The sequence below is a fragment of the Paraburkholderia madseniana genome (assembly GCF_009690905.1).
Classification (GTDB): domain Bacteria; phylum Pseudomonadota; class Gammaproteobacteria; order Burkholderiales; family Burkholderiaceae; genus Paraburkholderia; species Paraburkholderia madseniana.
This window is the reverse complement of the sequence record NZ_VOSW01000027.1, coordinates 22,669-47,769: the sequence shown is the minus strand read 5'-3', so window position 1 is coordinate 47,769 and position 25,101 is coordinate 22,669. Positions and strand designations below refer to the sequence as shown.

Sequence of the window (25,101 nt, the reverse complement as noted above, 5' to 3'; positions counted from 1 at the left end):
GCAACTTCGCGCGAAACCTCACAGGGCCCCCACCGGGAAGCCCCGCGGAAAACCTCAAAGGAAACCATGGAGGCGTCGCGATGAACTACGTCGTTCTGATCCTCGGCATGGCCGCCATTACGTGGGTGATCCGCGCCGCCGTCTTCGTGCTCGGCGACCGGCTGGTGTTTCCGCCGCTCGTGCGCACCGCGCTCGGCTTCGTGCCCGTTACCGTGCTGACGGCGATCATCGTCCCGATGGCGGTCTCGCCGCACGGCGCCGGCGCCGAACTGACCTGGCGCAATCCGCAACTGGTCGGGGCGCTGGCCGCCATCGTAGTCAGCGCGCTGACGCGACGACCGCTCCTGACCATCGCGGTCGGCCTGACAGTCTTTTTTGTCTGGCAAGGCGTTGTGCTTAAATAGGCGCTGTTCGACGCCTACATCGCGTGCAAACGGCGCCCAGATTGCCATAGGCGCCAGGCGCGGCGGGCTCGGGATTGGGGTGGCGCCCGCCATGCGCTGCCCTCGCAGGCGACGCATTCCTCTAAAGCCGCCGCCGGCGCCGCGCGCACCCTTAAGTTTTCCCTGAATCCGCCGATAAGATGTCGAGGTCCGCTCGTCGGGATACGTCCCGCTGGTTACGCGGCAACAGGCAGCAATCAACCGCGCCGGCATAGGCGTCGCGTCTCACGGGGTCCGTGCGCGAACGCCGACATGACGAAGCAGCGCGGCAGGACCAAACGGGATAACACATGGGTCAGATCACCCTCACACTCAAAGACGAGACCATTGCGACGCTACGCAAGGACTTCGACGCATTTCTGCGGGTTTCGCTGAAGCTCGATCCGCAGTTCGCGACGCCGTCGTTTGAGGACTTTTTGCGCGCCAAGCTGCTCGACAACATGGTGCCGCTAACCGAACACGCGGTTCAGCGGATGTTGCAGGGCGGCCAGTACGCATGGGCGAAACGCACGCTGGACAAGGAATTCCCGGACGTCGTCGCGATCCTGATGAGGCAGGCGGGGGAATTCGGTTTCGGCTTTGCAGCCCGTTCGGAATGGACGCCGGAAGAGCTCGCCAAGCAGTGCCGCGACTGGGCGGCGGCCATCGTCAAGGAAGCGGAAGGCGACGCGGCGCTGATCGATCCGCTCGCGGCGCAGATCAAGAGCGCCGCGCAGGACATCCAGGCGCTCGAGGAAGTCATGCAGACGCCGGCCTGGCGTCTGGTGGAATCGCTGCGTCAGCGCGTCTACGAAGCCAAAGTAGCGTGCGAAACGAGCGTGGGCAGCACTGCGCGCGAAAAGCTCGGCGAACTGCGTGGCCTGTTGCGCCTGGGCATTTCGCACGGCTCGTTCCAGAAGCAGGAAGCGCAGCAGATCATGGAGTACCTGCGCTTGCTGAAGCCGGAAATTTTCGTCGAAGAACCGTATGACGTGTTCTCACGCCTCGCCGCCTGGCTGCGCAATTTCTTTGTGCCGCCACGGCCGGTGCCGCAACAGCAACAACAACGGCAGTCACGGTAAAAGCAGGTTCAATCCCACATTTTTCTGAGCTTCGCCCCAATTTCGATCTTCGCTTGCGCCGCCGCGGCCAGTCCCGCCGCTGTCGGCGCGCTCGGCACCGGCACGCGCGGCCAGGCATAAGCGTCGAACAAGGGCATCAGATGCGCCGGAATGAACCGCGTGCGCGACGCCCACACGTGACGGTCGCCCATATGGGTCTGGTTGTGCACGTAAAAGCGCTGCGGCACGACGATATGCAGGTCTTCCTTCGCGCGCGTCATCGCCACGTATAACAGGCGGCGTTCTTCGTCGATTTCCTCTTCGCTGCCGGTGCCGAGATCGGATGGAATGCAACCGTCGACGCCATTCAGCACGAACACGTTGCGCCACTCCTGCCCTTTCGCCGAATGAATCGTGGACAGGATCAGGTAGTCCTCGTCGATCAGCGGCACGCCGGATTCGTCGCTGGTCGCGTCGGGTGGATCGAGTGTCAGCTCAGTCAGGAAGCGTTCGCGCGACGCATAGGTGCCCGCGATGCTTTCCATCTGCAGCACGTCCGCATGACGGATCGCCGCGTCCTCATGGTTGCGCTCGAGATGAGGCTCGTACCAGCGCCGCACCATTTCGAACTCCGCCGGCCACGGCGTCTGCCGGCCGTACACGCTCGACATCAGCTTGACGAACGGATGCCAGTCCTCCTGCGCGCGAGCGGGCGGCGCAAAGGCGGCCAGCGCGCCACCGGCGCTATGGGTGAAATCGGCCGGATTGCCGGCGCCCACCCGGGCCACGACCTCGTCCAGCACCTTAGCAGCGGTGGCGGGGCCGACGCCCGGGAGCAATTGCACGACGCGAAAACCCGCGACACGGTCGCGCGGATTCTCCGCCCAGCGCAGCACGGCGAGCACATCCTTGACGTGCACCGAATCGAGAAACTTCAGGCCGCCGAACTTCACGAACGGAATGTTGCGCCGGGTCAGTTCGATCTCGAGCGCGGCGCTGTGATGCGCGGCGCGGAACAGCACCGCCTGTGACTTGAGCTTCATGCCCTGCTCGCGCGCTTCGAGCACCTGTTCGACGATATAGCGCGCCTGATCCGCTTCGTCGGCGACCGTCACCAGACGCGGGCGCTGCGCCGATGCTTTGTCAGTCCACAGATGCTTCGTATACCGCTCGCTGGCGAGCTCGATCACCGCATTCGACGCCGCCAGAATCGGCCCGGTCGAGCGGTAGTTGCGCTCGAGCGTGATCTGCCGCGCGAGCGGATTGAAGTGCGCCGGGAAGTCGAGGATGTTGCGCACGGTCGCGCCGCGAAACGAATAGATCGACTGGGCGTCGTCGCCGACCACGGTCAAGCCGCGGCCGTCGGGTTTCAGCGCGAGCAGGATCGACGCCTGCAGGCGGTTGGTGTCCTGATACTCGTCGACCAGAACGTGATCGAAGCGCGCCGACAGATCAGCCGCGATCGCCGGCTCCGCGGCCATATGCGACCAGTAGAGCAGCAGGTCGTCGTAGTCGAGCACGCTCTGCTTCTGCTTGGCTTCGACGTACGCGGCGAACAGCATGCGCAGATCGGCTTCCCACTCGCGGCACCACGGAAACGCGCTGTTGAGCACGTCGGCAAGCGACGCGCCGGTGTTCACCACGCGCGAATAGATCGCAAAGCAGGTCCCCTTGGCTGGGAAGCGCCGCTCTTTCGCCGACAAACCGAGCTCGTGGCGCACGAGATTCATCAGGTCGGCGGAATCCTCGCGGTCGTTGATCGTGAAGGCGGGCGCGAGGCCGATCAGGTCGGCGTATTCGCGCAAAAGCCGCGCGCCGACGCTATGGAAGGTCCCTGACCAGGTCAGCCCTTGCGCCAGCGCAGCCCGCGTACCGAGCGCCGCACCAGCGATGCGCGTGACGCGGCGGGTCATTTCGAGCGCGGCGCGGCGTGAGAAAGTGAGCAGCAGAATACGGCGCGGATCGGCGCCCTTCACCACCAGATTGGCGACCCGGTGCGCCAGCGTGTTGGTCTTGCCGGAGCCGGCCCCCGCGATCACCAGCAGCGCGCCCGGCGGCGCGTTGGGGCTGTCGGCGCCGTATTCGACGGCTTCGCGTTGCGCGTCGTTGAGCTTTGCGAGCCAGGAGGCGGTATCGGTATCGTTATCGGTACCGGAAGCAGACGGTGGCGAAGATTCAGCGACGGAGAGCACAGTGGATTCGGGCCTGAGGTGGAATTGACGCGGCGACGCATACTGTATATCCATACAAGTATCAGAGACAAGCGGCCCTTTTTTCCCTGCCGCCCCCAAAAGAAATGACCCGGGCGCTTACGCGCTCCGGGCCATTTCTTCGCGAGGGCACTGCGAGACTTTGACGAAGCCCCGCAGCAAGGTTGGCTGAGGCAACGGCTAAGCTTGTTGTCGAAGCGCCTTGTGTTTCAGAAGAACTCTGGCTTAGTGCTTCACGTCGGCGCCGTTGTCCTGATCGGAAGCCTGACCCTGCATATTTATCTTCATTTCGTTGTTGGCTGCCTGCTTGTCAGCCTTCTGGTTGACCTTGGCGTCGCGCACCTGCTCCTTGTACTGCGACTTGGCAGCCTTTTGCTGCTGCGCCAATTCCGCCTTGGACGCCTTCTTCGACGCCTTGTACTCGGCGTTAGCCTGTGCGTTGGCGTCGCGCTTCTGGACCAGCGGATCGGTCGAACCCGATGCCGTCAGACGCGTCGGCGCCGGCGTCACCGGCTGCACACCTTGCGCGGCCGGTGCTGCGGGTGCGACATCGGCGCCTTGGGCCTGGACCTGTGCCTGGCCGTTCACACCGGCGGCCGGTTGCGCGGTCTGCGCGAACGCCGCGGTAGCGGCAAAAGCAGTCAGGGCGGTACCAATCAGGAGCGTACGAATCTGAGTCATGGCTAAATCCTCTCTAAGGTTGTTGTGACGCGGGCGCCGTATCCGGCGCGGCACATTGACGTGCGCTTCATCCAATGCGCACCTCGCCCGGTCTATTCGTCGCTGGAAAAATCCAGCAAGCTTTCCTACAGACCCGCACTTTACGAGTGAAGTTCGTGATATGCGACCCGTGTTACGGAACGTTTCATTTTCTGACAACTACATAACATCTGCTTGCAATCGCCCGAATCCGGTCCGGGAGCACGGGGGACTATTCATTCAGGGCAAGCTTCTGGCTTATCATGCGAACCCTTTGCTTCAAGGCGCAAACGCCATGCCCAACCTCGATTTCACACTGACCGGCGACTACGTCGAACTGCACAATCTCCTGAAGATAACGGGGCTTGCGGACAGCGGCGGACAGGCAAAAATGATGGTCGCGGACGGCGCGGTGACCGTCGACGGCCGGGTCGAAACGCGTAAAACCTGCAAAATCCGCGCGGGCCAGGTCGTGCTGCTGGGCGATACGCGCATCGCGGTGCACGAGGCTTGACGCGCCAAGTCCGAAAACTCGGGGGATCGCGCGCACCAAAATCGTGCCTCTTCCATCGACATCCCCGCGCCTAAGCAATAAGCTGTCAGTTTCGACAGACAAACAATCGGCTGACAGCCGCCCTACGCTCCGGTGAGCCACCGCATTTCGCCGCCTCACCGGCAGCACGCAAGCCCCGCGAATCGGCCGGGCTGCGCCCTCCGCCACGCTGTCGCCCCTTCCGCTTCCAAGCGCTCCATGACTCAATCCGGCTTCACCCGGGTGGCCGCCCGGCCGCCGACCTTGACCCGCCACGCCGCCGACACCGCCCGGCTCGCCGCGCCGCTCGCCATCGCGCAACTTTCGCAAATGGCGATGGGCGTCACCGACACGATCCTGCTCGGCTCGCTCGGCCCCGACGCGCTGGCCGCCGGCGGCCTCGGCGCCAACCTGTTCTTCGTCGTGGTCACGCTGCTGCAGGGCGTGCTCACCTCCGTCAGCGTGAGCGTCTCGCATGCGCGCGGCGCGCAGGACGAAGGGCGCGTGCCGCATATCTACTGGACCGGTCTCGTGTTGTCGGTGCTGCTGTCGGTGCCCGCGTTCTTCCTGCTGTCGTTCGCCACGCCGATCCTGCTGGCCTTCGGCGAACCCGCGCTGCTCGCGCACAACGTCGGCGAATACGCGGCGGTGCTGCGCTGGGGCTCGCTCGGCAGTCTGATCGGCGTCGGCCTGATGCGCTCGTTCCTGCCAGCCATCGGCGCGGCCAAGCGGCTCCTGTGGGTGTCGCTCGTCAGCGTGTTCGTCAACGGCTTTCTCAACTACGGGCTGATTCACGGCGTCCACGGACTGCCTCGCTTGGGCTTTCTCGGTTCGGCGGCGGCCACCTCGATCACCGTCTGGCTAAGCGCGCTCGTGCTGATGGCCTTGTTGCATCTGCGGCCACGCTATAAGCATTTCGTCGTCGCGACGCGGCCGAACGTGCCGCTAATGGGCGAGTTGTTCGGCATCGGCTGGCCGGTCGCGATCACCTATGGCGTCGAATCGACGCTGTTCCTCGCCACCGGCCTGATGGTCGGCCTGCTCGGCGAATCGCAACTGGCCGCGCATCAGATCGCCTTGAACGTCGCCTCGGTGGCCTTCATGGTGCCGCTCGCGATCGGTCAGGCAGCCAATGTGCGGATCGGCTACTGGTCCGGCGCCGGCCAGCCGCTTGCCGCACGCCACGCGGGTTTCGTCGCGCTCGCGCTCGGCGTCGGCTTCATGACGCTGTCGGGCATCGTGCTGATCGCCGCGCCGCACTGGATCGTCGGCCTGTATCTGCATCTCGACGACCCAGCCAACGCCGCCACGGTGACGTTGGCAAGTTCGCTGCTCGGCGTGGCCGCGATCTTCCAGATCGTCGACGGCATGCAGACGGTTGGCTCAGGCTGCCTGCGCGGCCTGAAGGACACGCGCGTGCCGATGATCGCGGCGACGTTCGGGTACTGGGTCATCGGCTTTCCGACTGGTTATGTGATGGCATTTCACTTCGGGCTGGGGGCGCGCGGTTTGTGGTGGGGACTCGCGGCCGGCCTTGCCAGCGTTGCGCTTCTGATGACGCTGCGCTTTCACAAACTGAGCTTGCGGCGCGTGCCAGTTATGCCCGGCACGCCGCCGGCCCCTTCGGCCTGAAGTCACCTGAGGTCGGCCTAAGGTCGGCCTGCGGTCGACCTTAACCCGCCATTTCGCGGATGGTTGCGGGCGCAACCATCGTTTCCCGGCAAACACACCGCGAACGATAAAATGCACCCTCTGGCAAAACCGCGCGCACCCGCGCGATGCACGTCGCAGTCACACGGAAGATCGAAAGCCCACACGCCTGATTCCCCTTAGAATGCATTTCTCGACAGCGTGAGCACGCTACGCGCGCTGCCGCCATGAGAAGCGTGCAATCAAGGGAGAGCCGGCGTGTCGTGGCATCAAAATCAGGATCAGACTGCACCGCACCGCACGTGCGCGTTCAGCACGGCCCGCAGGAAGACCCCTTGGGAGACGACGAGACATTTCTTCCTGCTGTGCTGCGCAACGGCATTTCTGACCGCTTGCGCGACCAAGCCGCCCGCCACCGCATTCGACCGTCCGGTCACCCACGCACTGTCCGCCACTCAACCAACGCCGCTTCACACGGCCCTCGCGCCGCTCGAAGCCGCGCATCCGAATCAGTCCGGTTTCCGGATACTGTCGAGCGGCACCGACGCCTTGCAGATGCGCATTGCGCTCGCACGTGCGGCGACGAAAACCCTCGACATGCAGTACTACATCGCCAACGAGGACACCACCGGCAAGCTGCTGCTCGGCGCCGCCCTCTACGCAGCCGATCGCGGCGTGAGAGTGCGCATGCTGGTCGACGATCTGAACTTCAAGGACATCGACCAAACGATGGCGGGGCTGAACTCGCACGACAACATCGAGATCCGCGTTTTCAATCCATTCGGCAGCGCGCAGGAAGGCGTATTCGAACGCACTACGAACGTGTTCACGCAGATCGGCCACTTCACGCGCCGCATGCACAACAAGTCGATGATCGCCGACAACCAGTTGGCCATTGTCGGCGGCCGCAATCTCGGCGACGAATATTTCAGTGCGAGCGAAACGCTGCAGTTCCGCGACCTCGACGTGCTGGCCGCCGGCCCGGTAGTCGCCGACGTCTCCGCCAGTTTCGACGACTACTGGAACAGCAGCATCGCCTATCCGCTGCGGGCGCTGAACAAGCAGAAGTTCGATGCGAAAGAACTCGACCAGACGCGCGACGATTTACGCCAGCACTGGCGCACCAACGCCGACCCGTACAACGCGAAACCGCTGAACGCTTCGCCGCTCGCCACGCAGATTGCCCAGGATCAACTTGGCTTGACGTGGGCGCCGGCCGAATTCAAAGCGGACTTGCCGGAGAAAATCGAACATCCCTCGCCGGACTACGTCAGTCCGCCAATGCAGCGACTGGGCGAGCTGATGCACGACGCGCAGAAAGATTTTCTGATTATTTCGCCCTACTTCGTACCGCACGAGAGCGGCGTCAAGGCAGCCGGCGAACTGACGCATCGTGGCGTACGCATCGCCGTGCTGACCAACTCGCTCGCGGCGACCGACGCGGTAGCGGTACAAGCCGGCTATAGCCCCTTCCGCGTGCCGCTGCTGCAACAGGGCGTGGAATTGTATGAATTCAAACCGCAGCAGAAGGCGCGGCGTGTCGGTTTCGCCGGATCCAGCTCGCGAGCCAGCCTGCACGCAAAGACTTATGTCATCGACCGCAAGATTCTGGTGATCGGCTCGATGAATCTCGATCCGCGCTCGGCCAATCTGAACACCGAGCAGACGCTGGTCATCCATAGCCCGGCGCTCGCCGAGCAGGTTGCACAGATCTTCGAACGTGCCATCGCGCCCGAAGCAAGCTACCAGGTCACGCTCGCCGACGCGGCGCAACTCGCCTATCTGCGCTCGATCGGCGCGCCCCTCTCGCCGCTCGTCTGGACCGACGTCGAAGACGGCGCGCGCCGCACCTATATCTTCGACCCCCAAGCGGGTTTTTACCGGAACGCGCTAACGGGTCTATTCTCCTTATTGCCTGTCAACGCAGAACTTTGAAAAGCGGAGTTGAACCATGACTGAAGACGTACGAATGGAGCGCGACACGTTCGGTGAAATCGCTGTGCCGAACGCTCGTCTATGGGGCGCGCAGACCCAGCGCTCGCTGCAGAATTTCCGCATTTCGTCTGAAAAACAATCGCCCGAACTGATCACCGCGCTGGCCGTCATCAAGCGCGCCGCCGCCGAGGTCAACCAGGGTCTGGGCGTGCTCGACGAGAACAAGGCCAAGGCGATCATGCAGGCGGCCGACGAGATCATCGACGGCAAGCACCCTGAAGAATTTCCGCTCGCGGTCTGGCAAACCGGCTCCGGCACGCAGACCAACATGAACCTCAACGAGGTGATCGCGAATCGCGCGAGCGAGCTGCTCGGCGGCGAGCGCGGTGAAGCGCGCAAGGTGCATCCGAACGACGATGTGAATCGCGGCCAGTCGTCGAACGACGTGTTTCCGACGGCGATGCACGTGGCCGCCGCCTACGCGATCGTCAAGCATCTGCTGCCCGCGCTGAAGACGCTGCGCGAGACGCTCGACGGCAAGGCGAAGGCCTTCGCGGACGTCGTCAAGATCGGCCGCACGCATCTGCAGGACGCCACGCCGCTGACGCTCGGCCAGGAGTTTTCAGGCTATGTCGCGCAACTCGATCACGGCATCCGTCACGTGGAATCGGCGCTGCCGCATCTGTACGAACTCGCCCAGGGCGGTACGGCAGTCGGCACCGGTTTGAACGCGCATCCGCAGTTCGCCGACAAGGTGGCGGCGGCAATCGGCAAACTGACCGGCTTGCCGTTCGTCTCCGCGCCCAACAAATTCGAAGTGATGGCCGCGGCCGATGCGCTGGTGTTCGCGCATGGCGCGTTGAAGACGGTGGCGGCGAGCCTGAACAAGATCGCAAACGACATCCGTTGGCTCGCGAGCGGCCCGCGTTGCGGCCTCGGCGAACTGTCGATTCCGGAGAACGAACCAGGCAGTTCGATCATGCCGGGCAAGGTCAATCCGACCCAGTCCGAAGCCTTGACGATGCTGTGCGCGCAAGTGTTCGGCAACGACGTCGCGGTGAATATCGGCGGTGCGAGCGGCAACTTCGAGTTGAATGTGTTTCGGCCGATGATTGCGCACAACGTGCTGCAATCGGTCCGTTTGCTCGCCGACGGCGCGCACAGTTTCAACGACAACTGTGCTGTGGGCATCGAACCGAATCGCGAGCGCATCGATACGTTGCTCAACGAATCGCTGATGCTGGTAACGGCGCTCAATCCGCACATCGGTTACGACAAGGCCGCGCAGATTGCGAAGAAGGCGCACAAGGAAGGTACGACGCTGAAGGCGTCGGCGCTCAAGCTCGGCTATGTCACCGAGCAGCAGTTCGACGAATGGGTGCAGCCGAAGGATATGGTCGGGCATTCGGCGGGGTGATCGCCGATGGGATCGGCCGGAGCTTGGCCGATCCGGCAGATTGGCTGACGTGAATGCAAACAGCAGGCCGCGCGGACGCAATGTTCGCGCGTCCTGTTGTGCATGCCCCTGGCAAGCGGCGGCACGTCCCCGCAAGGCGTGCCGATGCCGACCGAGGCGCCCCTTAAACCTTCCCCTGCGCCACTTCTTCCGGCTTCAGTTCGACGATCGCGTCGAGCGCTTCCTTCACGTCCATCGCGTACCTGGCAAGGCGCTTCTGTTCATCTGTTTCCGGTACGAACGCCGGCACCGGCACGGGGTGGCCGTTCTCGTTGACCGCGACCATCACCACCAGGCAGTCCGTGGTTTGCAGCAGCTCGCCGCCCTTCGGATCGCCTGCCTGCACCGACACGTGGATGTGCATGCTGGTACGCCCCGTCGCCACGACGCGCGCGCGCAGCTCAACCAGGTTGCCGACGAGAATCGGTCGACGGAATCGGATATTGCCCACGCTGACCGTCACGCAGTAGCGCCCCGACCACACCGCCGAGCACGCGTACGCGGTCTCGTCGATCCACTTCATCAACGCGCCGCCATGCACCTTGCCGCCGAAGTTGACCGAGCTGGGCTCGGCGAGAAAGCGGAAGGTGGTTTCGGAACGGTCCAGGGGCGCTAAGGCAGGGGTGCTCATCTTGACTCCGGTCAATCGGACGCATTTAAAGGAGGCGATTATACGAGCGCAATATTGACCCCGTCGCGGATTGGGTGGGGTTATGTAGCCGAATGTCGGCCTGGACGAGCGCAATGCTTTCGTCGAGCTTTCGTTTAGGAACCCGCTTAACCCGCCGCCACAACCGCAGAAACCGCCGCGCGCTGCGGCACGACCGCCGACTCGAAACGCTCCCGATACTCCAGCGGCAATACGCCGAAGCGCCCCACAAAGGCGCGCCTCAAATTCTGCTCGCTGCCGAAGCCACAATCGAGCGCAATCCGCTTCAGCGGCCGGCGCGACTCCGCCAACGCCCGCGCGGCCGCCTCCAGCCGCAGTGCTGACACCGTTTTAGCCGGCGTGCGGCCAACCTCGTCGACGTAGCGTCGGGCGAAAGTCCGCGGACTCATCTGCGCGCGCTCGGCCAGCCGCTCGACCGACAGGTCGTCGCGCAAATGGCCCGCCATCCAGCTATGCAACGCCTCGAATGGTCCGCCTGCCGAGGCCTGCGCTGCCAACGCCGCGCTGAATTGCGACTGGCCGCCGGGCCGCTTCATGAACACCACCAGCCGCCGCGCCGCCTGCATCGCGACCGCGTGGCCGACATCTTCTTCGATCAGCGCCAATGCCAGATCGATTCCCGCCGTCACGCCCGCCGATGTCCAGACGACGCGCCTTTCTTCGCCATGGCCCACGTCGCGGATAAAGATCGGATCAGCGTCGACCTGTACGTTGGGAAAGCGGCGCGCGAGATGCGGCGCTTCCCGCCAATGGGTGGTCGCCCGGCGGCCGTCGAGCAGGCCCGCCGCAGCCAGATAGAAGGCGCCCGTGCAGACCGAGCAGACGCGCCGCGCCTCCGGCGCACGACGCCTGATCCACGCGACGAGTTCCGGCTGTAATGTGCAGTGGTCGTCGATCGGGACGCCGGGGACGATCAGCGTGTCGATCGGCTGGTCGTCGAGCGAATCGAGCCGTTGCGTGACGACCGGCAGGCCAGGAAAGGTTTGCAGCACGCCGCCGTCGATCGACGCGACCGTCGTGCGATAGGCGACCGGCTCGGCAGCGTTGCCAGACTTACCCGCCGCAGCCACCATCGTCAACTCTGCGCGCCAGAACGCCTCAAGCGGCCCGCACGCATCGAGCAGCACGAGTTCAGGAGCGACCGCGATAACAATATGACGTGCAGTCATCAGGACACCCCCGCAGCAAGTTGACGCTTCCTCGACCACGCATACGCCACCGTAGCCAACGCCGCCAACCCCAACAGCGGAAAAATCGCGGCATTGATCGTCGCCCAGCCGAAGCGCGCCAGCAATTGTCCGGCGAACAGCGAGCCCAGCGCGGAAAACGCAAACGTCGTGAATTCGCTGGTTGCCTGCGTCTTGGCCCGCTCGGACGGCCGGTACGATTGTGCGAGCAGCGTCGAGCCGCCGACGAACATGAAATTCCACCCCACGCCCAGACATGCGAGCGCCGCGTAGAAGTGCGGCAGATCGGTCGAGCGCAGCGCCAACACACCGCACAGCGCCGACAGCACGATCCCCGCACCGATCACCGGCAACACGCCGAAGCGCCGGATCAGCCGCGCGGAAAACAGCGACGGCGCGAACATGCCGACGAGGTGCCATTGAATGATCGCCGCGCCGTCGCCGATCGTGTGGCCGCACGCGACCGCAGCAATCGGCGTCGCGGTCATCACGAACATCATCACGGCGTAGCCGAGCGCGTTATTGGCGAGCGCCGCGGCAAAGATCGGCTGCCGTACGATTTCGCCGAGCGGCCGCGCCGGTTCGTGCGTCACGGCCGCACTCGCGGACGGTGCGGCGTCGCGATACAGCAGCGCCAGCATGGCGATCGATACGAGCCCGAAGCCGGTGACAAGCGCATAGGAGCCGGCGAACGCCACCGGCGCGAGCCAGTCCTTGCTCCATGCGGCAAGAAGCGGTCCGCAGACGGCTGCTACCACGCCGCCGGTGAGCACCGTCGAAACTGCGCGGCTTTTCCCTTCGATTCCGACGGCGTCCGCGGCCGCCAGCCGGTAGTACTGCGCGAACGCCTGGAACACACCGACGGTCGCCGTGCCGGCGCAGAACGCCCAAAAGCTGTGATGAAAGATCGCCCACACCGAGACGGCCCCGCCCAGCGCGCCGACACCCGCGCCGAGCATGAAGCCCGCGCGCCGTCCGATGCGCGCCATCAGGAACGACGCGAAGATGGTGGTGAGTGCGGCGGCGACGGTAATCAGCGAAAACGGCAGCGTCGCGAGCGCCTTGTCGTCGGCAAGCGTGTAGCCGACCAGACCGGTCAAGGTCAGATCGATCGAGACCGATGAGGTGTAGAGGGCCTGGCAGACCGCCAGCACGCGCGCGGCGCGCCGGCTATGAGGGTCGGCGTGGCCGGAGCCGGTTTGAGTGGCGGCAAAGGAAGAAACGGTGGAGGGAGCAGTGGGTGGCGGCATCGGTAGGCCTCGGACGGCGAAAGTGGCGATGCCTGGATCGTCACATGACCGGAGGTGGCAGGAATGACAATGATGCATCAATTCCAGCCAGTCGCCGCACTCGTCCACCTGAAAATGGGGCCGCACGCGCCTCGCACTTACTTGCGGACCGTAACGCCTTCGTCGATCGTGCCGTACATCGTGATGCTGCCTGTGCCCGGACCCGAACTCGAGCCGGAACCGCCCTGCACGCACGCGCTGAGCAGCAGAACTGCGGCAGCGGCGGCAAGAAGAAATTTCATGACAGCGTGTTCCTGCAAGGACAGGGTTCGATTCTAGCCTGGCAGGCTAACGCGACGCCAAAGCGGCATCGCTGTACTGGAACGCAGAAGCAACGCCCCGCCGAAGCACGCACTAGCCCGCCCTGCCCGCCGGATTTTCGTAGCCACTGCATTCGACCATTCACGCTAAGCTGAAACATCGAATACGGCAGCCAGATACAGTGGACTGCATGGCGCCCTGCCCGCGCCGCCAACCGGAGACGCCTGATGCCCACCACCCTCACCGACGAACAGAATCACTTCCCCGGCTTAAGCCGCATCGGTGCGCTGCTCGCCGACCCTGGCCGCGCCGCCATGCTGTGGTCGTTGATGGACGGCAGCGCCCGCCCGGCCGGTGAACTGACGATGATCGCCGGGCTCTCGCCGTCGGCGGCCAGCGCTCATCTGGCGCGTCTGACCGACGGCGGCCTGCTCGCGCTCGAAGTGCGCGGCCGGCATCGCTATTTCCGGATCGCCTCGCCGGATATCGCTGCCTCCATCGAAGCGCTCGCCAATGTTGCGCAGGTCAGCGCCCCGCAACGGGCCGTGCCGCGACCGGTGCGCACCGTGCCGGTCGACATGCGCTACGCCCGCACCTGCTACGACCATATGGCAGGCGAACTGTCGGTACGGGTGTTCGAGCGGCTGGTCGAGCGCGGCCTGCTGACGCTGCACGGCTCGTCGCTCGAAGCCACTACCGACGGCGCCGCCTGCTTCGCCGAGTGGGGCATCGACATGTCCGCCCAGAAGAGCCGCCGGCGCCGCTTCGCCTGCACCTGTCCCGACTGGAGCGAACGGCGTCCGCACCTGGGCGGCGCGCTCGGCGCAGCGCTGCTCGATTCGTGGTCGGCGCATGGCTGGGTCGAACGCACTGAGCGGCCACGGATCTTGCGCATCACCCCGGCAGGCCACCGCCATTTCGACGCGTTCCTGGCCGCTTGAAACACGCTTAACTGATTGACGTGATTACAAAATTTGCGCATTCAGCTTACGAAACGCCCCATCGAGACCTTTTGTTACAGGCTCGTGAGGGAGCCTTACAAAAGTGGGGGCCTTGAAACAATCCGTACGGGTAGAGTGGTTCTCACGGATGCTGCACAATGCGCGTCCGTCGGAGCCAAATCATGAGAACAGTGACCACACCCCAACAATCGAAACGCCGGATCACCGGCTACACGCTGATCGCCGCCGCGGCGTTCCTGTTCGCGGCGCAAGCCACCTTCGCGCAGGAAGCCGAACAGGCGCCGCCAGGGGCTGCTTCACAGAACACCGATCCGCCTGGGCGTGTTGCGCGTCTGAACTACACCGCCGGCGCCGTAACCACCGAACCGGCCGGCGCAACCGACTGGTCATACGCACAGATCAATCGCCCGCTCACCACCGGCGATCAATTGTGGAACGATCAGAATGCGCGCTCCGAACTGCACATCGGCTCGACCGCGGTACGCCTCGGCCAGTCCACCAGCCTCGACATCCTCAATCTCGATGACAACAGCGCGCAGTTGAAGGTCGCTCAGGGTACGTTGTCGGCGCGGGTGCGCGGACTGGCGCCCGGCTCCTCCTATGAAATCGACACGCCGAATCTGGCGCTCGGCCTGAACGGCCCTGGCGACTATCGCGTCGACGTAGCGCCGGACGGCAGCAGCACCACCGTCACCGTGCGCAGCGGCAGCGCGACCGTGTACGGCGACAGCGGCCAGGTGCCGGTCGCGGCCGGCCAGCAGATCCGCTTTGCCGGCACCAACCTGCAACAGGTCGGCGACAACGGCGCGCCCGGCCTCGACGGCTTCGATCAATGGGCGGCGAGCCGCGACGCTGCGGAAGACCGCTCAGTATCGGCGCGCTACGTGTCGCGCGACATCCCCGGCTATCAGGATCTCGACGCCAACGGCACGTGGCGCAGCAGCCCGCAGTACGGTGAAGTGTGGGTGCCGCGTGAGACACCCGCCGGCTGGGCGCCTTATCACGACGGCCATTGGGTATGGCAAGCACCGTGGGGCTGGACCTGGGTCGACGACGCACCGTGGGGCTTCGCGCCCTACCACTACGGCCGCTGGGCCTACGATGACGACTCGTGGGCATGGGTGCCGGGACCGGTGGTGGAAAGCGAACCGCCCGTCTACGCACCGGCGCTGGTCGCCTTCGTGGGCGGCGGTGGCGACGGAGTCAACTGGGGCGTGAGTCTCGCGATTGGCGGCGCCGTCGCGGCCGGCGTCGCGTGGTTCCCGCTGGGCCCAGGCGAACCGTGGCATCCGCACTGGGGCGATCACGATCATTGGAGCCCGGGTTACTACAACCGCGTCAACAACACCACGGTCGTCAACAACTACAACCGCAACGTGACGAACGTGAATGTGACCAACATTCACAACACGTACATCAACTATCGCGCGCCGGGCGGCGTGACCGCGGTGCCGGCGACAGCCTTCGTGCACGGTCAATCGGTTGGCCGCTTCGCGCAGAAGGTCGATCCGCAACAGTGGCGCAACGCGCAGATCAATCCGGGCGGTCCGGGGATCGCGCCGGTGAAGGAAAGCTTTGGACCGGGCCTGCGTAACGCGAATTACCGTCCGCCGGCCGGCGTGACGGCGCGTCCGGTCGTCGCGACGCGCAGTCCGGCCGTGCCGGCGGCGTACCACGACAGTCTCGCGCAACGTTTTGCGCAGAGCGGCGGACGTGTGCCGGGCGCGGGCGAGCCGATCGTGCGAACCTCGGTGCCGGCTCACATGGCAGGCGGTCCGGGGGTCATGCCGGCGCAGAACGTGCGGGTCGTGCAGTCGCATATGGCCGGACGGACGCCGGGCGCAGCGCCGGGTGCACCGGGTGCGCCGGGTGCGCCTAATGGCATGCAACAGGCAGGTCAGCGGCCGGGCGAAGCGCCGCTCAACGGTCAACCGCAACGTGGCGGCGAACCGCAGGCGCGGCCAGGCATGCCGCCGCAAATGGCCAACGTGCATCAGCAACCTGGCGAGGCAGCTCGTCCGTCCAATGGCGTGCCCCGTCCGCCGCAAGCGAACGGCGCCAACCCGAACGCTTTCGCGCAACAGCACGGCGCACCGGCGCAAGCCGGTCAGCAACCCAGTGCGGAAGGACGGCACGAGCCTGCATGGACGCAACCGCATACGCCGATGGCCCAGCAGGCGCAGCAGCATGGTGCCCCGCAGGAACAGGCTCGCCAGCCGGAGGCACGTCCTGGGCCGCAGCAACAGGTTCAGCGCCAGCCAGAAGCGCAGCCGCCGCGCGCACCTGAAGTGCGCGCCCAGCCGCAGGCGCCCCAGCCGCAACAGATGCAGCAGGCGCAGCAGCAACCGCGCCAGGAATATCGTCCGCAGCCGCAACAGGTACAGCAGCCGCGTCCTGAACCGCAACCGCAGCAAGTGCAGCAGCCACGTCCGGAGCCGCGCCCGCAACCGCAGCAGGTACAGCAGCCGCGCCCTGAGCCGCGCCCGCAACCGCAGCAGGTACAGCAGCCGCGCCCTGAGCCGCGCCCGCAACCGCAACAGGTGCAGCAGCCACGCCCTCAACCGCAACCGCAACAGGTGCAGCAGCCGCGCCCTCAACCGCAACCGCAACAGGTACAGCAGCCGCGCCCTCAACCGCAACCGCAACAGGTGCAGCAGCCGCGCCCTGAACCGCGTCCGCAGCAGGCGCAGCAGCCGCGCCCCCAGCCGCAACCGCAGCACGCCGACCAGCATTCGAGCGGCGGCAATCGTGACGAGCATCACAAAGGTTAAAGGTTACGCGCGCAGCTAGATGCGCTGACAACCCGATAGCCGGAAAGCGGCAAGAAAAAACCCCCGCGATTCGCATCGCGGGGGTTTTTCTTTGAGCGGGCTGCGAGCAGACGCTCAGAGCGCGTTCAGACCGCCATCGGCGCCGTGAGCGGCTCGTGATGCCGGTAGCCGACCAGCGAGAAGTCCGACGGCTCGATCTTCTCGAGCCATTCCGGCTCATACACACCGGTTTTCGCGTAGTCCGGCACACGGTCCGAGATCGCGAAAGCCGGGCTTTCATACGGCTCGCGCGTGAGCTGTTGCTGCAGCATGTCGAGCTGATTCTCGTAGATGTGCGCGTCGCCGATGAAGTAGGTGAACCAGCGCGGCGTATAACCCGTCAGCCGGCCAACCAGATGCAACAACGCCGCGCCTTCGGTCAGATTGAACGGCGTGCCGAGGCCGACATCGTTGCTGCGAATGTACAAACACAGCGAAATTTCGCGCCGCGCAACATTCGGCAGGAACTGATAAAGCAGGTGGCAAGCCGGCAGCGCGATCTGGTCCAGCACGGCGGGGTTCCAGGCATGAAACAAAATTCGCCGGTCGGCCGGGTTCTGCATGATCGTGTCGAGACACTGCCGCAACTGGTCGATCGCCTTGTACAGCAGCACCTTGGGGCTGCCGTCTTCCTCGAATTCCGTCACCACCTGGAAGCCGCGCGCCGTGGCGTCGGCCAACTGCGCGCTCGCGCCTGCGTCCAGCACCTTGTAGGCCGGCCACTGGCGCCACTGCACGCCATACACGTCGCCGAGATCATCCGGGCCCTGGCGATACGGATTGGCGAGCCATTGCGGATTCTGGTTGGCGTTCGCGTCCCACACCTTACAGCCGAGGTCGCGAAAATCCGCGGCGCTGCGCGAGGCGCGCAGAAAGCCGACCAGCTCGCCCACCGCCGATTTGAACGCCAGTTTTTTCGTGGTGACGGCGGGAAAGCCCTGCTGGAGGTCGAAGCGCAACATGGCGCCCGGCATGCTGATGGTGCGGATGCCGGTGCGGTTCTCCTGCCACGTGCCGGTGTCGAGAATCGTGCGGACGAGGTCGAGGTATTGTTTCATGCGGGTTCCTTCGACGAAGCGCGCCCTTGGGTCAGGTGCATGCGCCACGGAGATTGAGCGGAAAACCCGATTTTAACAAGCGCAGCCGGGCGGCGCCCGGTCAAGGTGCGTCGCCGAGAAAATATCGGTGGCTAAGTGGGCAACTAAGTGGGCGACCAAGCCCGTCAGAGATGCGGTACCGAGGCCGGCAATTCGCCGTGCGGCGTGACCAGCGGTTCGCCTTCCATATGGCGCATGCCGTGCGAGCACAGCAGGCGATACAGCGTCACGCGCGAAATGCCGAGTTCCTGCGCGGCGTCGCCAAGACGACCGCGATGACGCAGCAGCGCGAGTTCGATGGCCTGGCGTTCGGCCGCTTCGCGCGCTTGCGCGAGCGAGACGGGCACGATCTCCACATACTCGGCCAACTCGAGATCGCGGGCCGTGATCGCGCGCCCTTCCGACATCACGATGGCGCGCCGCACGCGATTGATCAACTCGCGCACGTTACCCGGCCAGCCGTAGTTATGCAGCGCCGCGATAGCGTCGGGCGCGAAACCGCGCAGACGGCGGCTTGCATCTTTCTTGAAACGTTCCAGCATGTGCCGCGCAAGCAGTTCGATATCCTTACCACGTGCACGTAACGGTGGTTCGTCGATTTGCAGCACGCACAAACGGTGATAAAGGTCGGAGCGGAACCGCCCTTCGATCATCGCGGCCGTCATATCTACGTGGGTCGCCGAGATGATACGCACATCGACGTCGATTGAACCGTGGCCGCCGAGCCGCTCCACCTTGCGTTCCTGCAGGAAGCGCAGCAGGCTCGCCTGGCTTTCGAGCGGCAGATCGCCAATTTCGTCGAGAAACAGTGTGCCGCCGTTGGCCGCTTCCACGCGGCCGATCTTGCGCTGATTGGCGCCGGTGAACGCGCCGCGCTCATAGCCGAATAGTTCGGATTGCAACAGATGCGGTGGAATCGCGCCGCAGTTGATCGGCACAAAAGGCGCATTGCGGCGCGCCGAGCGTTCGTGGATCGCGACCGCGGTCAACTCCTTGCCTGTGCCCGATTCGCCCGAGATAAACACCGGCGCGTCGGTCATGGCCACTTTGCGGATCGAGCGGAACAGCGCGAGCATCGCGTCGCACGAACCGACCATTTCGCCTTCCGCGCCTTGCGACCCATCGTTCGATGCCGGCTCGCCGAGCGAGATCATGCCGTATGCATGGCCGACCGAATCGACGATCCTGTCGCCCGAGTAAGGCACCGTTACATAGTCGAAACAATAGTCCCGCACGAGCCGGCGCAAGGCCGCGTCCTGCAATTGTCCGGGGGTGGTCGCCGCAACCCAGCCGACGTTCGGCATGGTAAGGCAGGACTCGAAGGCGGCAATCTCGTGTGGCTGAAAATCGCTAGACAGATCGAGCAGGCCGCCCGCCGCCATTCCGGCGCGAACAGCACGGCGCACATCGCGCGCCGACCCAACGACTTCGACATGCCAGCCGCGCTGATGGAAGCGAGTATTCAGTTCCGCGCTCGGATCGCGTGAAACGTAAATCAGTTGCCGCGTTGCGGGTTCCATTATTCAGATCCTCTCGTCAACGAACGTTAAGGATGACGCACGCACCTGAACTTCAGTTCAGACACGCTGACTCGTTCGGGATTCGCGATATAGCAAAAACCGAACGGCCATTCCATTCCGTGCGGACAGCTGATCCCCAAGAAAGCGGCGTGTGTGTTTGAGACGGCCCGTTAGCGGGCTTTTTTAAATCTGAAGCTGTTTTCGAGAGCTTACTATACACGCGCCGCTTGGAAAACAATTATGCGAATTTAATCGGAGACTCCTTGTCCAGCAAGGCCAAGCGGCCGATGAATAGTTATTCAGCTTATGAATAAAAGCATTGTGGAAGCGCTTTTCCTGGCGTTCACCCCAAGGTACTTCATACCTTCGGATTTAACGAATTACAGGTATTTTCTGCCTGCCGTTTCAGCGCTGAAACGTTTTTGTCCGATTTCTTCCCTGTTACTCCGCGGTATGCGGGTCACATCCAGACGCACCAATGGATTGCGACTCATGGCACATGTTTCGCTAAATGCTGTGCACCAAGGAGACACATCATGCGACTCGCTTTCCGCATCGACCTGAGCAGCATTGCACCTTGCGCCGCACTATGCGCCGCCGCGGTGACCTTGACCGTGCTGTCCGCTGGCGTCAATGCACAGGAATCCGCACAACCTCAATCCGCCACGATGGCCGAAACCGCCGATGCCGGTTCCGCCACCCTCGCGAGCACGACGCTCGCAGCGGTGGCCTCGCCGAACCCGACGGCCACGGATGTCACGAATACGGCGAGCGTCGCCGCGGTGGACAACACCGTGGCCGCCACGAACGACAGCGCCGCGCCCCGCAACGATCTGGCCGGCAACGCGCTGAGCATTCCCGCCGACGCCGCGTCCGTGACCGATCTCGTGCTGGACGACCAGGCGCTGTCCCACCAACGCGGCGGCTTCGGCGGCATGTTGATGGTCTCCGCGACGCCGCAACTGATGCGCGGCTTTAACACCGGTGGCAACGGCGTGACGCTGTGGGACGAAATCGCCCCGCCGTCGCAGTTGCCGGTTCCCGTCGACGTCGCCCGCTCCGCACAAGGCAACATCACGAGCTACCAGAGAAATTAGCGCAACGACCCGCTCGCTGCCGAAGACCGCACCGACCGATCGTCCGCCCGCAAGGAACTGACATGAACGCTTCAACCCAGAAGGCGGGCAGCCGCCACCGCTGCGCAGCCTTGCTGTCCGCGCTGCTCGGCGTGCTCGCTGCCGGCGCCGTGACGAGTGCCACCGCGCAGCAGGTGAGCCAGCCGGGCAACCTCGTCATCGAGCGCGACATCACGCCACGCGATGCGTTCGTGCCGGTGCCGAAGAGCCAGGACCCGATCGCAGTCCAGGTTCAAACCTTCCCGAGGGCGACCTTCGATCGCGCGATCGGCACGATGGCGAGCGACCTCGACCTGAACGGCGCGCACGGCACCGCCGGCATCTCCGGCAACGGCTATATGCCTGCGCTAGTCGGCGCCAACGGTATTACACACATGCTGGCGGGCAACGGCAACAACGTTCCGGTCGGCGCAGGCGCCAGCTTCGGCGGCGCAGGTGGAATCGGCAGCTCGATTGCCCAGTCGGTCAACGGTGCACTCGCCCCCCTGGGCGCCGCTCTAGGAGCCATGAAATGACAACCTCACGCGCGCCGGCCAAGCGCCTTCCGTCACGCAAACAGTCGCGCTGGCCCCTGCTCGCCTGGGCATTGCTTGGCTGTGCGAGCTTCGCGGCCCATGCCCAAACGGTGCCGGCCCAGATCGACGCGCAGTCGCTGATCGGCAACGGCGCGGTCATCGGCGCCACCGGGGTTATCGCCATCAACGAGGCATCAGGCCTCGATAACGTACAAGCGAACCAGGGCGTGCTCACCAACGGCAAAGTCCCTCTCAACCTGATCGGAAGCTCGCAGAGCGCGTCCACGAACGCCAGGACGACGGCCGCCAGGAGCACGATCGGTAGTAATGCATTTTCAAACACCTCTGGCCTTATCGAAGTGAATCAGTCGGCGGGTGTAGGGAATCTTCAGCGGAACAGCGCCGTTATCGGAACTGGGCCGATTGAAGGGGAGATCGTAGCGGATGGGGTGCTATCCGCTACGACCGCCAAAGGCGGTGGCCTGGGAAGGTCCGGCGAAAACCACGACGCACGCGAGGTATCCATCGGTGCGGACGCGCTCAAAAACGTCAGTGGGATCGTCCAGATCAACCAGACAGCCGGCTCAGGTAACGTCAGTTCAAATAGTTTTGTGCTCCGTCCCCCGGCGGGCACCTTTTTCTAACGAGCCACACTCTTTATCGGAGCGTCATCATGAAGCGCACAATCATTGCAGCGGCTGTTCTGTCGACGATGGCAGCAAGTTCGGCTTATGCAGAAGGATGCACGGCCGGCTGCGACCCGGCTGAGCTTTTTACGGCCACGAACGTCTACACCGAAATCGGCGAATTCGGCTTCATTACGCTGCACGGCAAGGTTAACGTGTCGAGCAGTTCCGGCGCCACGGTCAACAACACGCAAAGCGTGAACATCGGCGGCGTCGACATGAAAACGCCTCCGCAGAGCTATGTCTCCGGCAACGTGACCACAACCGTCAACACGACGGATAGCTGGAATCATGCGAGCGGCAGTGGCAGCGGCTGGGGTGTGAGCCAGTCGTATAGCGACCACGCCTGGGCCTATAACAAGACCAACACGCAAACCAGCACGGCCTCGTCGAGCTCCTCGTTTAGCCAGGGCGGCGGCTCCGCTGCGGGTATCGCGTCGTCGTATAAGGGCTACGACTACGTGAACACACATGCCTCCGCGAACGGCTTCATCGCAGCAGGCTTTATCGCTGGTCTCGGCGGCGGCCCCGGCGTCATCTTCGGCGGCGTCGCAGCGGGCTTCGCCGCCGCCCTGAACACGCACGCCTCGGACAACTACGGCGGCGGCTTCGCTGGCCAGGCAGCCGGCTACAGCGTGGAGTGGGGCAGCACCGCAGCAGCCAGCGCGAGCACGGCGACGGAAAGCAGCAGCGGCCATGGCGAAAAGGTCAGCGCCAGCTACTCGTCAAACAGCCACGCCTACGGATGGACCCATAACTACGACGACAGCAAGGGCTCCGTCACGGTCACGGGCAGTGTGACCCAGCACATCAACACCGAAACGCCGACGACGATGTCCGCCGGCATCGGCGATCACGCGCTGGATACCGCGAGCGGCAACATTGGCGTCAACATCGCCACCGGCGTAGACAACGCCCAGTCCAACGACGCCGCCCTGTCGAACATGGATGTCGGCCCTGTGTTCGGCACTGCACAGATCTACTCGACTCAATCGTCGAGCGGCAAGGCGAAAGTGGGAGACTTCAACTTCGTTGCTTCCGTCGGCGCAGGCGCGCTGGCAAATGCGACGGGCAATATCGGGGTGAACGTGGCCTCGGGCGCGGGCAACGTGCAAAACAACAGCCTGGCAGCATCGGCTACGACAGACAGCAGCAGCAGCGGGATGGGCTGGGAGCATAACAAGGGCGGCAAGCAAGGTGGCGAAGTCATCGCAAGCGACCAGAACTGCCAGACCGCGGAAGCAGGTGTCAAAGGCCAGTTCACCGGCTCGTCGATGCTTGGCGCGGGTGCTCTCGCCAATGCTACCGGCAACATCGGTGTGAACATCGCGTCGGGTGTAGGCAACCTGCAACACAACGGCCTTGCAGTCGCCAGCGTGTCGCATCAGTAAGTAGAGCTGCATCGCAGGAAGACGCCGGTCAGCCTTCGTACTGACCGGCTGTCTCCCCAGGGGGGAATAGACCATGTTCGGGGTGAGCAGGGTAACGCCTGGCTTTTTTCTGGCACTCTTCGCTGGACTCGTGCTGTCGCAAACGGGTCACGCGCAGAGTGCCCTTTCCATGAACGCAGCAGCGGGCGTGCCGTTCGACGTGAACGTGCGCTCGATCCGCGAGATCCGCTACAACCACATCGTTTCGCAGCGTTACGACTACAGTTGCGGCTCGGCCGCTCTGGCCACGTTGCTGAAGTACGGCTACGGGATCGATATTCCCGAACCCGAAATGATCCAACGCATGATGGTGTTTTCGACACCAGAGGTGGTGGTCAAGAACGGCTTCTCGATGCTTGACATGAAGAAGTTCGTCGAAACGATCGGCCTGCGTGGCCGCGGTTTCCGCGTCACCCCTGAAGCGCTCTACCACCTGCAGATTCCTGTGCTCGTGCTGATGAACAGCGACGGCTACGAGCACTTCGTGATCGTCAAGCACGCGGAAGACGGCCGCGTCTTCATTGCCGACCCGGCGCTCGGCAACCGCATCGTCATGGAAGACGACTTCGTCAAGAAATGGAACGGCCTCGTGTTCGCGGTCGTCGGCAAGCCATTTATGGAGGATTCTCCGCTCTTGCAAGGCAACGAGTCGCTCGCGCTAAAGCTGCGCGAACGTGCGCTGGAAAACGGTACGGCAGCGACTCCCTTTGTTGAATACGGTTTGATCAAGGCAGAGTTGTTCTGACTCATCATGGACCGAAACTTACTCACCATAGGCTGTGCGTTGTGTTTCACAACGTGCGGCCTCGCATCAGTCGCACACGCTGCCGAGCAGACATCTACGGTGTTTGAAGACGTCGGCGCCCTCAAGCTGCAACCTGTCGACGACGCCATCCTTGCCAACCAGACCGGAAAAGGCATTGATGGGGACATCATTTCGGGTGTCGTTATCACCCTGCTGTCGCAATGGCAGTTGCCGAACGGCGGCACCGCTGTCGCCTCGGGCTCGCTCGCGATCGGTACAAACACGTCCAACCAGCCGAACGTCAAGTTCAATTCAGCGGCCTCGGTGACCGGCCCGAACGTGCGCGAGGGCAGCGGCGCCAACCGCAACGCCAGCGCGACCGGCGGGCAGAACGTCAACGTCAACGGCGTCTCGCAGATTACCCAGGTGGCAGGCAACGGCAACCTCGGGACGAACCAGGCGCTGATCGATTTCGACGCCTCGCCAGGCAGCCTCGCGGGCGGGTCCTATAACAATGCAACGTCGGCCGCAGCAAGCAATGCGAACGGCTCGGTGAAAGCCTCCGTCAGTCTCGCCAACGGCGGCATTTCGATTTCGTTGCGGACGCCGGGCGGTATCGCCACCCAAACCATCGCGCCGTCCAGCGCGCAACAGGCCGGCATGATTGCCCAACTCTTGCAGATCGCAGGCAATAACCAGCAAGTCGCCAACCAGTTGCAACTGCATTTGCAGACGCAGCAGATGTCGGCCCCGATGCTGCGCCAGATTGGCGTACTACAAGCCCTGCAAAACACCGTAAGGAGATAACACGGGCCGCCGCCCGACCAG

General features: G+C 64.1%; 22 protein-coding genes. 14 read left to right on the top strand and 8 right to left on the bottom strand.

Annotation, left to right across the window (positions count from 1 at the left end; translation table 11 throughout):
- Positions 1 to 80: 80 nt before the first annotated feature.
- Positions 81 to 404 carry an AzlD domain-containing protein gene (locus tag FSO04_RS16095; RefSeq protein WP_154560628.1) on the top strand — a complete coding sequence of 108 codons (324 nt, stop codon included), beginning with the start codon at positions 81 to 83 and terminating at the stop codon, positions 402 to 404.
- Between the two features lie 329 nt (positions 405 to 733).
- On the top strand, positions 734 to 1,504 hold the full coding sequence (locus FSO04_RS16090; RefSeq protein WP_154560627.1) for a DUF4088 family protein: 771 nt from the start codon (positions 734 to 736) through the stop codon (positions 1,502 to 1,504).
- Between the two features lie 8 nt (positions 1,505 to 1,512).
- Here FSO04_RS16090 and FSO04_RS16085 read toward each other — a convergent pair whose 3' ends face one another.
- Together FSO04_RS16085 and FSO04_RS16080 are read right to left on the bottom strand one after the other, a co-directional pair.
- Complete coding sequence (locus FSO04_RS16085) at positions 1,513 to 3,729, bottom strand: ATP-dependent helicase (RefSeq protein WP_154560626.1); 2,217 nt, start codon at positions 3,727 to 3,729, stop codon at positions 1,513 to 1,515.
- 189 nt (positions 3,730 to 3,918) lie between these two features.
- On the bottom strand, positions 3,919 to 4,374 hold the full coding sequence (locus tag FSO04_RS16080) for a hypothetical protein (RefSeq protein ID WP_154560625.1): 456 nt from the start codon (positions 4,372 to 4,374) through the stop codon (positions 3,919 to 3,921).
- A gap of 313 nt (positions 4,375 to 4,687) precedes the next feature.
- Between FSO04_RS16080 and FSO04_RS16075 the strand changes: the two genes are divergently transcribed.
- The 4 genes from FSO04_RS16075 (at position 4,688) to fumC (ending at position 9,926) form a co-directional block, all read left to right on the top strand.
- Complete coding sequence (locus FSO04_RS16075) at positions 4,688 to 4,906, top strand: RNA-binding S4 domain-containing protein (protein ID WP_054036168.1); 219 nt, start codon at positions 4,688 to 4,690, stop codon at positions 4,904 to 4,906.
- A gap of 237 nt (positions 4,907 to 5,143) precedes the next feature.
- The gene (locus tag FSO04_RS16070; protein ID WP_154560624.1) at positions 5,144 to 6,556 is read left to right on the top strand and encodes an MATE family efflux transporter; all 1,413 of its coding nucleotides are present in this window, start codon (positions 5,144 to 5,146) and stop codon (positions 6,554 to 6,556) included.
- Between the two features lie 276 nt (positions 6,557 to 6,832).
- Positions 6,833 to 8,509 (top strand): phospholipase D family protein, encoded by a 1,677-nt coding sequence (locus FSO04_RS16065; RefSeq protein ID WP_168435706.1) that lies wholly within the window; start codon positions 6,833 to 6,835, stop codon positions 8,507 to 8,509.
- Between the two features lie 16 nt (positions 8,510 to 8,525).
- Positions 8,526 to 9,926 carry a class II fumarate hydratase gene (gene fumC, locus FSO04_RS16060; protein WP_154560623.1) on the top strand — a complete coding sequence of 467 codons (1,401 nt, stop codon included), beginning with the start codon at positions 8,526 to 8,528 and terminating at the stop codon, positions 9,924 to 9,926.
- Positions 9,927 to 10,089: 163 nt separating this feature from the next.
- Here the strand turns inward: fumC and FSO04_RS16055 are convergent, their stop codons facing one another.
- From FSO04_RS16055 to FSO04_RS46385, 4 genes are all read right to left on the bottom strand, one after another.
- Complete coding sequence (locus FSO04_RS16055; protein WP_154560622.1) at positions 10,090 to 10,596, bottom strand: acyl-CoA thioesterase; 507 nt, start codon at positions 10,594 to 10,596, stop codon at positions 10,090 to 10,092.
- Positions 10,597 to 10,742: 146 nt separating this feature from the next.
- Positions 10,743 to 11,804, bottom strand: coding sequence for a GlxA family transcriptional regulator (locus FSO04_RS16050; protein WP_154560621.1), 1,062 nt, complete (start codon positions 11,802 to 11,804; stop codon positions 10,743 to 10,745).
- A complete protein-coding gene (locus tag FSO04_RS16045) occupies positions 11,804 to 13,072 on the bottom strand; it encodes an MFS transporter (protein WP_154560620.1) in 1,269 nt (422 codons plus the stop codon). The genes FSO04_RS16050 and FSO04_RS16045 overlap by 1 nt, the downstream gene beginning before the upstream one ends.
- A gap of 137 nt (positions 13,073 to 13,209) precedes the next feature.
- A complete protein-coding gene (locus FSO04_RS46385) occupies positions 13,210 to 13,353 on the bottom strand; it encodes a hypothetical protein (RefSeq protein ID WP_166618192.1) in 144 nt (47 codons plus the stop codon).
- Positions 13,354 to 13,599: 246 nt separating this feature from the next.
- On the opposite strand from FSO04_RS46385, the gene FSO04_RS16040 reads away from it, so the two are divergent.
- Complete coding sequence (locus FSO04_RS16040; RefSeq protein ID WP_154560619.1) at positions 13,600 to 14,313, top strand: ArsR/SmtB family transcription factor; 714 nt, start codon at positions 13,600 to 13,602, stop codon at positions 14,311 to 14,313.
- Positions 14,314 to 14,495: 182 nt separating this feature from the next.
- Positions 14,496 to 17,105, top strand: a complete 2,610-nt coding sequence (locus tag FSO04_RS16035; RefSeq protein WP_154560618.1) for a DUF6600 domain-containing protein — start codon at positions 14,496 to 14,498, stop codon at positions 17,103 to 17,105.
- Between the two features lie 125 nt (positions 17,106 to 17,230).
- Here the strand turns inward: FSO04_RS16035 and FSO04_RS16030 are convergent, their stop codons facing one another.
- The gene (locus FSO04_RS16030; RefSeq protein ID WP_154560617.1) at positions 17,231 to 18,202 is read right to left on the bottom strand and encodes a thymidylate synthase; all 972 of its coding nucleotides are present in this window, start codon (positions 18,200 to 18,202) and stop codon (positions 17,231 to 17,233) included.
- Positions 18,203 to 18,366: 164 nt separating this feature from the next.
- Entirely contained in the window at positions 18,367 to 19,761 is a 1,395-nt protein-coding gene (locus tag FSO04_RS16025; protein ID WP_097390052.1) for a sigma-54 dependent transcriptional regulator, read from the bottom strand.
- 536 nt (positions 19,762 to 20,297) lie between these two features.
- Between FSO04_RS16025 and FSO04_RS16020 the strand changes: the two genes are divergently transcribed.
- The 6 genes from FSO04_RS16020 (at position 20,298) to FSO04_RS15995 (ending at position 25,080) form a co-directional block, all read left to right on the top strand.
- Positions 20,298 to 20,858: a RodZ family helix-turn-helix domain-containing protein gene (locus FSO04_RS16020; protein ID WP_154560616.1), complete on the top strand. Its 561-nt coding sequence runs from the start codon at positions 20,298 to 20,300 to the stop codon at positions 20,856 to 20,858.
- Between the two features lie 62 nt (positions 20,859 to 20,920).
- Positions 20,921 to 21,412 (top strand): hypothetical protein, encoded by a 492-nt coding sequence (locus tag FSO04_RS16015; RefSeq protein ID WP_154560615.1) that lies wholly within the window; start codon positions 20,921 to 20,923, stop codon positions 21,410 to 21,412.
- The gene (locus FSO04_RS16010) at positions 21,409 to 22,056 is read left to right on the top strand and encodes a hypothetical protein (protein WP_154560614.1); all 648 of its coding nucleotides are present in this window, start codon (positions 21,409 to 21,411) and stop codon (positions 22,054 to 22,056) included. The genes FSO04_RS16015 and FSO04_RS16010 overlap by 4 nt, the downstream gene beginning before the upstream one ends.
- Positions 22,057 to 22,085: 29 nt before the next feature.
- Positions 22,086 to 23,489 carry a hypothetical protein gene (locus FSO04_RS16005; RefSeq protein WP_154560613.1) on the top strand — a complete coding sequence of 468 codons (1,404 nt, stop codon included), beginning with the start codon at positions 22,086 to 22,088 and terminating at the stop codon, positions 23,487 to 23,489.
- A 73-nt stretch (positions 23,490 to 23,562) separates the two neighbouring features.
- Complete coding sequence (locus tag FSO04_RS16000; protein ID WP_154560612.1) at positions 23,563 to 24,273, top strand: C39 family peptidase; 711 nt, start codon at positions 23,563 to 23,565, stop codon at positions 24,271 to 24,273.
- Between the two features lie 6 nt (positions 24,274 to 24,279).
- A complete protein-coding gene (locus FSO04_RS15995) occupies positions 24,280 to 25,080 on the top strand; it encodes a peptidase C39 (RefSeq protein ID WP_154560611.1) in 801 nt (266 codons plus the stop codon).
- Positions 25,081 to 25,101: the final 21 nt, after the last annotated feature.